This is a genomic window from Dietzia natronolimnaea (assembly GCF_002289575.1).
In the GTDB taxonomy this organism is placed as follows: domain Bacteria; phylum Actinomycetota; class Actinomycetes; order Mycobacteriales; family Mycobacteriaceae; genus Dietzia; species Dietzia natronolimnaea_A.
Map to the genome: position 1 here is coordinate 23,032 of NZ_NTGA01000029.1, position 11,736 is coordinate 34,767.

11 protein-coding genes, 1 tRNA gene, 1 other RNA gene and 1 pseudogene are annotated in these 11,736 nt (G+C 73.0%); 5 read left to right on the forward strand and 9 right to left on the reverse strand.

The window, feature by feature from the left end:
• The first annotated feature begins 49 nt into the window (after nt 1-49).
• The gene (locus CEY15_RS15185) at nt 50-1,678 is read left to right on the forward strand and encodes a CYTH and CHAD domain-containing protein (RefSeq protein ID WP_095719145.1); all 1,629 of its coding nucleotides are present in this window, start codon (nt 50-52) and stop codon (nt 1,676-1,678) included.
• 11 nt (nt 1,679-1,689) lie between these two features.
• Here the strand turns inward: CEY15_RS15185 and CEY15_RS15190 are convergent, their stop codons facing one another.
• The 6 genes and pseudogenes from CEY15_RS15190 to cobC all read right to left on the reverse strand — a co-directional run bounded on the left by CEY15_RS15190 (nt 1,690) and on the right by cobC (nt 6,187).
• The gene (locus tag CEY15_RS15190; RefSeq protein ID WP_095719146.1) at nt 1,690-1,863 is read right to left on the reverse strand and encodes a hypothetical protein; all 174 of its coding nucleotides are present in this window, start codon (nt 1,861-1,863) and stop codon (nt 1,690-1,692) included.
• Nucleotides 1,864-2,103: 240 nt separating this feature from the next.
• An RNA gene (gene rnpB, locus CEY15_RS15195) (RNase P RNA component class A) lies at nt 2,104-2,530 on the reverse strand.
• Nucleotides 2,531-2,545: 15 nt separating this feature from the next.
• Nucleotides 2,546-3,181, reverse strand: a pseudogene (locus CEY15_RS15200) (histidine phosphatase family protein); the annotation flags it as partial.
• A gap of 8 nt (nt 3,182-3,189) precedes the next feature.
• The gene (locus CEY15_RS15205; RefSeq protein WP_031264491.1) at nt 3,190-3,921 is read right to left on the reverse strand and encodes a zinc ribbon domain-containing protein; all 732 of its coding nucleotides are present in this window, start codon (nt 3,919-3,921) and stop codon (nt 3,190-3,192) included.
• An 11-nt stretch (nt 3,922-3,932) separates the two neighbouring features.
• Complete coding sequence (locus CEY15_RS15210) at nt 3,933-5,090, reverse strand: Nif3-like dinuclear metal center hexameric protein (protein ID WP_095719147.1); 1,158 nt, start codon at nt 5,088-5,090, stop codon at nt 3,933-3,935.
• Entirely contained in the window at nt 5,087-6,187 is a 1,101-nt protein-coding gene (gene cobC / locus CEY15_RS15215) for an Rv2231c family pyridoxal phosphate-dependent protein CobC (protein WP_095719148.1), read from the reverse strand. The genes CEY15_RS15210 and cobC overlap by 4 nt, the downstream gene beginning before the upstream one ends.
• Before the next feature lie 96 nt (nt 6,188-6,283).
• On the opposite strand from cobC, the gene CEY15_RS15220 reads away from it, so the two are divergent.
• From CEY15_RS15220 to CEY15_RS15230, 3 genes are all read left to right on the forward strand, one after another.
• Nucleotides 6,284-6,952, forward strand: a complete 669-nt coding sequence (locus tag CEY15_RS15220) for an HAD hydrolase-like protein (protein WP_017835606.1) — start codon at nt 6,284-6,286, stop codon at nt 6,950-6,952.
• Nucleotides 6,942-7,418 carry a low molecular weight protein-tyrosine-phosphatase gene (locus CEY15_RS15225; protein WP_095719149.1) on the forward strand — a complete coding sequence of 159 codons (477 nt, stop codon included), beginning with the start codon at nt 6,942-6,944 and terminating at the stop codon, nt 7,416-7,418. Before CEY15_RS15220 ends, CEY15_RS15225 begins: the two co-directional genes overlap by 11 nt.
• Nucleotides 7,419-7,529: 111 nt before the next feature.
• Nucleotides 7,530-8,444: an SURF1 family cytochrome oxidase biogenesis protein gene (locus CEY15_RS15230; RefSeq protein WP_017835608.1), complete on the forward strand. Its 915-nt coding sequence runs from the start codon at nt 7,530-7,532 to the stop codon at nt 8,442-8,444.
• Here the strand turns inward: CEY15_RS15230 and CEY15_RS15235 are convergent.
• Both CEY15_RS15235 and CEY15_RS15240 read right to left on the reverse strand, forming a co-directional pair.
• Nucleotides 8,368-9,423 carry a CobD/CbiB family cobalamin biosynthesis protein gene (locus tag CEY15_RS15235; protein ID WP_095719150.1) on the reverse strand — a complete coding sequence of 352 codons (1,056 nt, stop codon included), beginning with the start codon at nt 9,421-9,423 and terminating at the stop codon, nt 8,368-8,370. The genes CEY15_RS15230 and CEY15_RS15235 overlap by 77 nt on opposite strands.
• 3 nt (nt 9,424-9,426) lie before the next feature.
• Nucleotides 9,427-9,499: transfer RNA gene (locus tag CEY15_RS15240), tRNA-Val, on the reverse strand.
• 218 nt (nt 9,500-9,717) lie between these two features.
• On the opposite strand from CEY15_RS15240, the gene CEY15_RS19015 reads away from it, so the two are divergent.
• Complete coding sequence (locus CEY15_RS19015; RefSeq protein ID WP_095719151.1) at nt 9,718-10,890, forward strand: RCC1 domain-containing protein; 1,173 nt, start codon at nt 9,718-9,720, stop codon at nt 10,888-10,890.
• A gap of 110 nt (nt 10,891-11,000) precedes the next feature.
• Here the strand turns inward: CEY15_RS19015 and CEY15_RS15250 are convergent, their stop codons facing one another.
• Nucleotides 11,001-11,435 carry a DUF3052 domain-containing protein gene (locus CEY15_RS15250; protein WP_017835610.1) on the reverse strand — a complete coding sequence of 145 codons (435 nt, stop codon included), beginning with the start codon at nt 11,433-11,435 and terminating at the stop codon, nt 11,001-11,003.
• Nucleotides 11,436-11,736 lie beyond the last annotated feature (301 nt).

An 11,736-nucleotide genomic window follows, 5' to 3' on the forward strand; every position in this document is an offset into this window, starting at 1 on the left:
TCGCGGCGCACCGGACTCGGTGTTCACCCGGGCCTGATACAACCAGTCCATGACGATCAGCGAGACGATGGAGATCGAGAGCAAGTTCGAGGTCGACACCGACACCCCGATCCCCGCCGCGGACGCCTTCGCCCCTCTGCTCGCGGACGACCCCGTGGTGCACGAACTCTCGGCCACGTATTACGACACCGCCGACCTCAGCCTCACCCGCCACAAGGTCACCCTCAGACGCCGTACCGGCGGCGACGATTCCGGCTGGCACCTCAAACTCCCGTCCGAGGCCGGGCGGGTGGAGTTGCAGCTCCCGCTGGACCACGGCGACGACGTGCCGGCCGAGTTCGTGGCCGCGGTGGCGGGGCTGGTCCGCCGCCGACCGCTCGCGCCCGTGGCCCGCGTGGACAACCGGCGGCATGTCGTGCTCCTCCGCGACCCCGAGGGCACCGCCGTCGTGGAGTTCTGCGACGACCACGTCTCGACGCAGTCGTTCGTCACCGGGAACGCGAACGCGGAGTGGCGGGAGTGGGAGGTGGAACTGGTCGATCCGTCCCGGCCCGGAGCGCGGGGCCATCTCGACACCGTCGCCACCGCGTGTTCCTCCGCCGGGGCCACGACCTCGTCGTCGTCGTCCAAACTCGCCCGCGCCCTCGGCGCGCTCCCCTCACCGGACGACCCGGGCGCCTCCGCGGTGAGGGACGCCCTGCGGGAGGACCTCGGCAAGGTACTCGACCACGATCCCGCGGCCCGGCGCGTCACCATGGTGGGCGTTCACCAGATGCGGGTGGCGGTCCGCGGTCTGCGCAGCACCATCAGTTCGTTCGCCGAGGAACTCGAATCGGAAACCGAGGACACCGAGATCGATCTGGCCGACCTGCTGGAGGAGCTCAAGGTCCTCGCCGCGGTCCTGGGCAAGGTGCGCGACATCCAGGTGGTCGACCAGCGGCTCGAAGAACTGGCGGCCGAGTACCCGGAGGACGTGGTGAGCCCGCTGACCAGGAAGCGGCTGAGCGACGAGCTCGCTTCCGAGGAGCGACGCGCCGGCGCGCGGGTCGCGGAGGCACTGGGTTCCGAACGGTACCTCGACCTGCTCGACCGGCTGCACCTGCTGGTCGAGGTCGCCGGCACCGGTTCCGGATCGGGCCCCCGGTCCGGCGCGCCCGCGCAGAGCTCGAAGAAGCGCAGGCGCGAGGCCCAGGACATGGTCCTGCGAGGAGTGGACCGACAGTTCGCCAAGTTCACCAAGGCCCGCACCCGCACCGAGCGTGACCTCGACTCGCTCGAGCTGACCCTGGCCCAGCGCGAGGAACTGACCCACGTGGTCCGCAAGCGCGCCAAGGCACTGCGGCGCAACGTCGGCGCCCTCCGCGAGTCGGATGGCCTGACCGTCGCACCGCTGCGCACCGCGTGCCAGCGACTGCACACCGTGCTCGGCGACGTCCAGGACAGCGTGACCGCGCGGATGTGGCTCCGGCGGATCGCCAGGCGGGCCGAGTCCGCGGGCGAGCCGACCTTCGGTTTCGGTGTGCTCTTCGAGCACGAGCGCGGCTTCTCCGAGCGCGCGCTGGCAGGGTTCGAGAGCGACGCGGCCACCGTGACCGCCGCCTACCGCGAGTTGTCGGAATCCCGGCGCGCGGCGCGGAGACGGAAGACGAAGAGCAAGAAGAAGGGCAGCGGCACGTAGCGCAGCCCTGCTCAGTCCTTCTCGTCCTCCGCGTCCCACGCCTCGTTGCGGGCCTTCGCCTTGGCCAGTGCGGCCTCGGCCTCACCGCGGGTGGCGTAGGGGCCCATGCGGTTGTCCCAGTTGGTCACCTTGCCCTGCAACGCCTGGCCCGTGCCGATGTCGTAGTACCACTGCTCTTCCGACATGAGGGGCCTCCTGGGGTCGTCCGGTGATCTGCTGACCCGTCCGACCCTACTCGGGGTTGAGGCCGGGCTCGCCCCTTCCCACCGACTTGCGCGCCCTCTTCGGCTCGCGCGGCCGGATTGCCCGGGAATTCCGGCGATGCGCGGGCGGAATGGACCCGAGACGCCGCGCAAGCCCAGCACGCCGCGCAAGTCCAGCGGGCCGCGCAAGCCCAGCCAGGCGCGCACACGGCGGGATCGGGGCGAACGAGTCGGCCTGTAAGCCGGATCCTGTGCCCCTCCACGCGGAGGGGCGACGACCATCCATCTGGGCACACCGTCACCGGGTACCTCGAGCGGTCCACCCGCGGACTCGGGCGAGCAGCCCTTCCGTGCATCTCTGCACGCCATCCGCGCAGCCGCACCGCAGGCGGTGCGGCCTTCGACCTTGCTCCGGGTGGGGTTTACCTAGCCGCCCCGGTCGCCCGGGGCGCTGGTGCGCTCTTACCGCACCGTTTCACCCTTACCGCGCTCGCGGCGCGGCGGTCTGTTTTCTGTGGCACTGTCCCGCGGGTCACCCCGGGTTGCCGTTAACAACCACCCTGCTCTGTGGAGTCCGGACTTTCCTCGGACCGGGGCCTTGCCACCTGATGGCGCCGGTTCCCCCGCCCGCGGCCGTCCGGCCGACTCGTTCGCCCTGGGGAGTCTAGTCGAGGTGCGAGGTGTCGTTGACCAGGTGCACCGACGTGGGACCGTCGGGGTAGAACCGCACGTCGGACACCGAGGCCAGGTCCAGGTGGAGCCGGAAGAGCAGCTCGTCGCCGGCGTCGAGGGCCGCCCGGATCGCGAGTTTGATGGGGGTGACGTGACTGACCACGGCCACCACCCCGCCCGGGTTCTCGGCGACGATCCGGCGCAGTCCCCGCTCGACCCGGGCGCGGACCACGGCGAAGCTCTCGCCCCCGGGGGGCGGGACGGCGGTGTCCGACATCCAGCGTGAGTGCAGAGCGGGGTCCTGCTCCGCGGCCTCGGTGAAGGTCAGGCCCTCCCACTGCCCGAAATCGGTCTCGATGAGGTCGTCCTCGACCATCAGCGGGACACCCGTCGCCTCGGCGGCCCGCTCGGCCGTCCCCAGACACCGGCGCAGTGGGGAGGAGACGACCGCCGAGAGCCCGGGGAGGCGGGCCAGCCGCTCCGCGGTCCGCTCGGCCTGGAGCACCCCCAACTCGGTGAGGTCGGGATCGCCCTGGCCGGAGTACCGACGGTCCACCGAGAGCGGGGTCTGACCGTGACGGGCGAGCACGATCCGCGTGGGCCTGCCGGCCGCGCCCGTCCAGCCCGGGCCGCCGCTCACGAGTTGGCCGTGCGGACGACGATCACGCCGCACTCCGGGCAGGTCAGGACGTCGTCGGCGGGTGCCGTGCGGAACGCCGACACGGTGGTGCGGTCGAGATCGATCGCGCAGGCCGAGCATCGGCCACCACTGAGGATCGCCGCACCCACTCCCGCCTGCTGCGCACTACGGGTATAGAGGTCGAGCAGGTCGGCGGGGAGGTCCTCCGCCTGGCGGGCCCGCTCGGCGGTCGTGGCGGTGACAGAGTCCTCGAGGTCGGCGAGTGCGGTGTCGCGGACGGTGGTGGCCATCCCGAGGCGGGCGTCCAGGTCGGTGATGATCGCGCCGGAGTGGCGGACGTCGGCGTCAACCGCCTCGTGGCGCTCGGTCAGCTCGGAGAGTTCGGCCTCGAGGTTCTCCTGACGACGGTGGAGCGATCCCAGCTCGTACTCGAGCTCGGTGGCCTGCCTGTCGGACAGGCCTCCGGCGGCCAGCGCCGCGGAGTCGTTCGCGCGACGCCTCCGTACGGCGTCGAGATCCGAGTTCAGCTTGGCGATCGCGCGATCCAGGTCCTCCACGTGGATCCGCGCCCGCGCGGCGGACTCCACGGCCGCCCGGCGCTCGGCCTCCAACGTGTCCACGGTCGCCTGCTCCGGGAGGGATCGCCGACGGTGGTCGAGGGAGCCCAGGCGCAGGTCGAGCTCGGCGAGGTCGACGAGTCGACGCTGGAGGGTGGGATCGGCCTTCATGAGGGCCAAGACTACCGCCCGACGCCCGCCGTCCCCGACGCCGCCGTCCACGGATCGGTGCGCAGGTCGCAGACGGTCGCCACCACCCCGACCCCCTCCTCGAGCAACGCCGCGGCCTGCGCACACCAGGGGAACTCGAGTGCCCAGTGCGCCGCGTCCACCAGTGCCGGGCCGCCTTCCCTCAGGTGCTCGTCGACGACGTGGTGACGCAGGTCTCCGGTGAGGTACACGTCCGCCCCGGCCGCGCGGGCCGCCCCCAGCAGCGAGTCACCGGAGCCGCCGCACAGCGCGACCCTCCTGACCTCCGTCTCGGGATCACCGGCGGCCCGGACCCCCCACACGGTCCGGGGCAGTCTGGCGCCGACTAGCGCGGTGAACTCGGCGAGGGTCATGGGTCCGGGCAGGTCGCAGACGCGGCCGAGGCCCGTGTCCTCCGGACCCGGACCGGGGCCTGCGTGGTTGACCAGCACGTCCATCGCGGGCACCTCGTACGGGTGCGCGGCCGTCACCGCCCGGCGCACCTCGGCCCGCAGTTCGGGGGGCGCCACGAACTCCACCCGCGTCTCGGAGACCCGCTCCGGCTCGCCCACCTGACCCCTCGCGGGGGTGGTCCCGTCGCCGGGCCGGAAGCGACCGGTACCCCGCACGGAGAACGAGCACTCCGTGTACCCGCTCATCCGGCCGGCCCCGGCGGCGAAGACGGCGTGCAGGAGGTCCTCGACGTCGTCGTCGGGCACCGTCACCACCCACCTGTCGACGGTGCCGTCACCAGTCGGGACCAGCGGTCGCCCGGGATCCAGCCCCAGCGTCTCGGCGAGGGCGTCGTTGACTCCGGGCCGCGCGGAGTCGGCGTTGGTGTGCGCGGCGTACAGGGCGCATCCGCCCGCGACCAGGCGGTGCAGCAGCCGACCCTTGGGGGTGTCGGCGGCGATGGAGTGCACCCCGCGCAGCAGGGGCGGGTGATGGACCAGGAGCAGGTCGGCGCCCACGGCGAGCGCGTGGTCGACCACCTCGTCGGTCGCGTCGACGGCCACCACGACCGTCCCGACCTGCGCGGCGGGGTCGCCCGCGACCAGCCCGACACGGTCCCAGGACTCGGCCAACCGGGGCGGGTACGCGTGCTCCAGCAGGTCGATCACATCGGCCAGGGTGGGCCCACCGGTGGTCATCGTCGATCCCCTTCCCGCTCCGCCCGCCAGGCGCGGACGAGTGCGTCCACCATCCTGCCGTCGCGGACCGCCAGGCGCAGGTGGGTGGCGTCGAGCCCGGGGAACGTGTCACCGCGGCGGGTCGCGATCCCCCGTCGCGCCAGTCCCGCGCGGAACGCGGTGGGATCCGCGCCGTCCGGGGTGCGCACCAGGACGAACGGGGCCTCGGGGGGCACGACGACCGTGATCCCTGCGGACTCGAGCGCGGCCACCATCGCCCGACGTTGGGCCACCACCTGCTCGCGCGCGGCCTCCAGCTCGCCGTCCGCCTCCGGACCCAGGCACGCCCGGATCGCCTCGAGCTGCAGCGTGCCGAGGGGCCAGTGCGGCCGGTCAGCGGCGAGGTCAGCCAGGACCGCCGGATCGCCCACGGCGTAACCCACCCGCAGCCCCGCGAGCGCCCACGTCTTGGTCAACGACCGCAACACCACCAGGCCGGGAAGGCGGGCGCCGGCCAGCGTGTGCGCGGACTCGTCGTACACCACGTCGCAGAACGCCTCGTCCACCACCGTCACCCGGCCCGGGCGGCACAGCGCCGCGACGGTCGCCCTGGCGTGCAGGACCGAGGTGGGGTTTGTGGGATTACCGACGACGACGAGGTCCGCCTCCTCGGGAACGAGCGCCGGATCGAGGCCGTACGGCGGAGGCAGGATCACTCTGTGGACCGGCACCCCGGCCCGCCGCAACTCGACCTCGGGCTCCGTGAACGACGGGTGCACCACGGCAGCGCGCAGGCCCCTGCGGGCCGCGTGGTCGGCGAGGAGGTGGAACCCCTCCGAGGCGCCGCCGAGCAACAGCACCGCGTCGGGGTCGACCCCGTGACGGGCCGCGACCGCGGCGGCGGCGGCGTCGCGGTCCTCGGCGGTGGGGTACCGGCCCAGGTCGCCGAGTCGGTCGGCCAACCTCTCCCGCAGCCACGTGGGAGGGCCGTCACCCCGCACGTTGACGGCGAAGTTGACCCCGCCCGGCACCAGCTCGGCGTCGCCGTGGTGTCGCAGCGCCTCCCAGGACGGGCCGTCCGGTTGATGACCAGGCAGGTGTCCGGGCGCGGCGCTCATGCACGGCAGCCTAGGGGGGCTCGGGGCCGGCGGCGACGGGGCGGGTCGCGTGGCGGCGCGGGACGGGTTGCGGCGCGGGTCTGGGAGAATGACCGCATGCCCGACCGCCCTGTCCTGCTCGTCGATCTCGACGGCACCATCACCGACTCCCTGGACGGCATCGCCAAGTCGCTCCGCCACGCGCTGGACACCGTCGGCGCCAGCTGGGACGACTCCCGTGACATCCGCTCCATCGCCGGCCCGCCCATGCCCGACACCCTCGCCTCGCTGGGACTCGAGGGCTCGGAGTTGCAGCGGGCGATGAGCGCGTACCGCGAGCGCTACAGCGACGTGGGGTGGCTCGAGAACGCCGTCTACGAGGGGATGGACGGGCTGCTGACGGGCCTGGCCGGTCAGGGCTTCCGGATGGCCGTGGCGACGAGTAAGGACCAGCGGGCCGCGCGGCGGATCCTGGATCACTTCGGCCTCGACGAGCCCTTCGAGTTCATCGGCGGCGCGGACCTGCGGGTCGGCCGATCAGCCAAGGCCGACGTGATCGCGCATTCGCTGGCCTCGGTGGGGGTGGATCCGGTCCCCGAGGGCGACGGGGGTACCGACGGGGTCCTCATGATCGGCGACCGCGAGCACGACGTGGCCGGGGCCGCCCGCTACGGCATCCCCACCGCGATCGTGCGCTGGGGCTACGGCAGCCCCGAGGAGTGGGCCGATGCCCGCTGGTCCCCGGCGGACACGAGCGAACTGGAGCGGATCATCCATGCCTGGTGAGCACACCGCCCACGTGGTCTTCGTCTGTACCGGAAACATCTGCCGCTCCCCCATGGCCGAGGTCATGGCCCGCGACGCGTTCGCCGGGGCCGGGTTGGGCGACAGGGTCTCCGTTTCGAGCGTGGGGACCGGCGGGTGGCACGTCGGGGACCCGATGGACCCGCGCGCGGCGGCCGAACTGCGGTCCCACGGGTACGACGACTCCCACGTGGCGGCGCAACTGTCCCCCGCCGACCACACGGCCGACCTGGTGGTGGCGCTCGACCGCGGCCACCGCGACCACCTCCTCGATGCCGGGGTCGAGGAGCACCGCATCCGACTCCTGCGGGGTTTCGACCCCGCGGCGGACGGCGGGGACGTGGCCGACCCCTACTACGGGGACGACGACGGCTTCACCCGGACCCGTCTGCAGATCACCGAGGCGCTCCCCGGGTTGGTGGCCGAGGTGCGTGCCCTCCTGGCGTAGCGCTTACGGACCCGTCCAGGCCCGGTTAGGCCCGTACGGGCCCGTTCGGGCTCATTCATGCCGGTCTGGGCTCATTCATGCCGGCCTGGGCCCAGCGGATACCCTGGGGCCATGCGGAGTCTGCGGCGCTTTCTGAGTCCCGGCTGGCTGATCGGCCTGCTCGCCGTGTCGCTGTTCGCCTGGGCGTGCTTCGCGTTGCTCGCCCCGTGGCAACTGGGCAAGAGCGAGGATCTCGATGCCCGCAACGACCGCCTGGCGGAGTCCATCGAGGCCGCCCCGGCACCGTTCGGGCAGGTGGTCGACGGCCCCGAGGCGTTCGCGGACCGCGAATGGCGGTTGGTGACGCTGGACGGCCGGTGGCAGCCCGACGCCGAGGCGCTGTTGCGGCTCCGCGCGGTCGACGGCGAACCGGTCTTCCAGGTGCTGACGGTGTTCGAGCCGGCTGACGGGCCGGAGATCCTGGTCAACCGTGGCTACGTTCCCGTCGGCGAGAACAACACGGTCCCCGACTACGCCGCCGCGCCGGGCGGGCCCGTCGAGATCACCGCACGGATCCGGGCCGCGGAGAGCGGTCAGGCCGAGCCGGTCCTCGTGGACGGGCTCCCGGCCGTGCGTGTCCTGGACCCCGCGGTCCTGGGTGATGCCCTCGACCACACGCTCGTGCCCGCCGGGTATCTCCAGCTCACGGGGGACCAGCCCGGTTCGCTCAGCCCGGTGCCGATCCCGGGGATAGAGAACGGCCCGTACCTGTCCTACGGTCTGCAGTGGCTCGCCTTCGGCGTCCTGGCGCCGCTCGCCCTCGCCTACTTCGCCTGGGCCGAGATCCGGGCGCGTCGTCGCGACGCCGAATCGGACGGGGCGGACAGGGCGGATGGCGTCTCCTCCGCGCCCCCCACGCACGGGGGGGACGACCCCGACGCGGCGGCGTTCAACGCCCGAGAACGCGCCCTCAGAGACCGGTACGGTCACCGGGACGACGCCGAGCAACGACGGGCCCACCGGAGGGCGGACCGTCTCCGGACCTGACCGCGAGGACGACCTGAGCCGCGACGGCTCCGACCGCGGCCGCCACCTGGGTGGCCCGCATGAGCCGGATCGCCCTGCGGATGTCCTCCGGGCGCGGCGCGGGCCCCCGCCCCAGACCCGGGCGCATCTCGACGCCGTAGGGATACGGCGTCCTGCCGCCCAGTCGGACCCCGAGGGCTCCGGCGCACGCTGATTCGATCACCCCCGCATTGGGGCTGGGGTGTGCCCGGGCGTCCCGCCGCCACGTACCCAGGACGGCCCGGGGCGCGCCCCCGACCACAGGGGCGAGCCCCGCGGCGAGAACGGCCGCCAGGCGCGCGGCGGGCCAGCCCAGGACATCGTCGAGCCGCGCGGAGGCCCGACCGAAGTCCACATACCTGGTCGAGCGGTGTCCCACCATCGCGTCGAGGGTGTTTGCGGCCCGGTGCGCGGCGGCACCGGCGGGCCCGGCCACCGCGGCCCAGAACAAGGTCGCCACGGCCGCGTCGGAGGTGTTCTCCGCGACGGACTCGATGACGGCACGGGCCAGATCATCGGAGTCGAGCACGCTCGGATCACGGCCGCACAGCCACGGCAGGAGTTCGCGACTCGCCGGGACGTCCCCCCGCAACTGCAACTCCGCGTGCCGCTCCGCCACCCGGAGCAACGAGGTGCCGCCGAGGCAGGACCAGACGGTGACGGCCGTGACAGCCAGCTGCAGGACGGGCCTGCGGGCGGCGAGAGCCTCCGCCGCACCCACGATGGTCGCGGACCCGCCCACGAGCACCACCGTGTAGGCGAGACCCCGGCCGCGGGTGGCGGCGTCCGTTCCGGTCCCGGTGACGCCGGGGCCGTCTGTGGTCGGGTGGAGCACCTGCTCCAGTGCCGAGGCGCACCGCCCGAAGCCCGCCACGGGATGCCAGCGGCCGGGATCCGCGAATGCGGCGTCGGCGGCGAACCCCAGCGCGGTCCCCAGTGCCCGGAGCAGATGTCTGTTCATGAGTGCGCGCGGAGGGAATCGAACCCCCGACCGCTGGTGTGTAAGACCAGAGCTCTAACCGCTGAGCTACGCGCGCGGAAATCGCCGCCTGGATGGTCCCGGACGGTGTGCGACAGAGTATCCCACCCCCCGGGGCGGCGGCCCCGGGGGTGACCTGTCGGGAGACCTTCCCGGAGACCTTCCCGGAGGCCTCCCGGGAGAACCCGGCCCGGACCGACGGACCGGGCATCCTGGTCGTCGCGGACTCGGAGGAACCCTCTGGACAACTGTCCGCCGCCACCGCAGAATCCGATCATGGCACACCTCCGCAGGGCCGTTCGTTCGGCAGTCGCGCTCTCGCTGGCGCTCACCGGCGCGGCCGGGTGCAGCGCCGCCGATCGCGCGGTCATGTCCGCCCCGCCGTGTCCTGACTCGTCGGCGTCACCCACACCTGCCCCGCGGGTGCCGGGACAGGCGGTGTTCCTCGGCGGTCTCGCCGGGAGCACGCTCCCACCCGGCCCGATCCCGGGATGGGAACAGGTCGTCTCGGTGGCCGATGCCGGCCCCGCCCTCGCCGCGGTCCACCCGGATGGCACGGTCTCGGTGGTCGGGGAGGATCACCGGGGACTGCTGGCCGGCACAGTGGCCGGATACTCACGGACCCAGCGGCCCCGCACGGTGCCGGGCGTACAGGACGCGACGTCCGTCGCCGCCGTGGGCGGGGCGTTCCTGGCGACCCGCTCCGACGGATCCGTCGTCGCGTGGGGCGACGCGTTCATCGCGAGCGGGGGCCGCCGCGACGCCGAGCGGAACCAGGCCACCCCGGGCCCGGTCCCCGACGTCGAGAACGTGATCGAGGTGGCCGCCGGGCAACTCAACGCGCTGGCCCTCCGCTCCGACGGCACGCTCCAGGGGTGGGGAATCAATCTCACCCAGGTCATCGGCGAGCAGGACGGGACCCGGGTGCGCACGATTCGGGACGTCCCCGGCGCCGTCAGCGTGGCCAACCCGGGCGGGGCTGCGGTCATCGCCACCGGCACCGGGGAGGTCTGCGCGTGGGGCAACAACGTCCACGGACTTCTGGGCGTCGAGCCGCGGGGCGGCCAGAGCCCGCGGGCCGTCCGGGTCGACGGTCTGACCGACATCGTGCAGGTGGCCGCCGGCAGCGACTACGCGCTCGCGCGGGATACCGACGGGCGCGTCTGGGCGTGGGGTCGCACCGTCTCCGGAGTTCTCGGGGACGGCGCCGCGGAGGACGCGTCGATCGCGGAGCCCCGCCAGGTGCTGGGTGTACCCCCGATGGACTGGATCGGCGCCGGTGGCACCTCGTCCTTCGGGATCGACCGGAACGGGGGTCTGTGGGCCTGGGGCGGCGGCCACAGGGAGGCGCCGTACGCCGCCGAGGACCGACGTCCCTACCGCGTGCCGTTGCCGGGGCCCGCACAGGCGGTGTCCGGGGCTGTCGCCCTCCTCGGCCCGGACCGGTGACGGACGGCCGATCTACGACAGAACACCGGCGCCGCCGGCACCGGTGTTCCTCACATCGCCCCCGGGGCGCTCCCCCGCTGAACGGGTCGAGAACCCCCCCGGGGGTGGGATCACTTCCGCGGGATGCTGTTCTTCCGCAGCGCCAGACGACTTCCCGCCCAGTCCCCGAGGGCCGCGGTACGCGTCTGGAGCATCCCCGCGGTCTGAGCCGATTCGGCGATGACCGAGGGCTCCACGTGCCCGTCGTTCCCCGTCTTGGGGGTGAGGACCCACACCGAGCCGTCCTCGGCCAGCGGGGTCACGACGTCCATCAGCCTGTCCACCAGGTCACCGTCCCCGGAGCGCCACCAGAGCAGCACGGCGTCGACGATCTCGTCTGTGTCCTCCTCCAGCAGCTCCGACCCGACGGCGTCCTCGACGGCCTCACTGATCGACTCGTCGCAGTCGGAATCCCATCCGACCTCCTGAACGAGCATGTCCTTCGTCAGTTCGAGCTGACCAGCTATCTGATCCGCCCCGTCCTGTTGGTTCGCCGCGGCGACCACCGTGGTGTTCCTCCCTCGTATCCGAGTGTGTTCGTCTTGGTCTTTCGCTGACCAGGAACACTACCCGGGCACCCTCTCAGAGGAAACGACAACCGCCCATTTCGTCGCCCGGACCGCAGCCTCGTGTCCCGCATCACGCTTTGGGGCACAATCAGGGGGAGACAGGGGCCGACGACGGCCCGTGCCCGGCCGACCACGCGATCCAACCCACACCCGCGGTGCGCGCGGTCGACCGGAGACTGCACCCCGACATGTGTGGTGCCCCCACCGGGTCGCCGCTGTACGTATCGCAGAAGTGAGG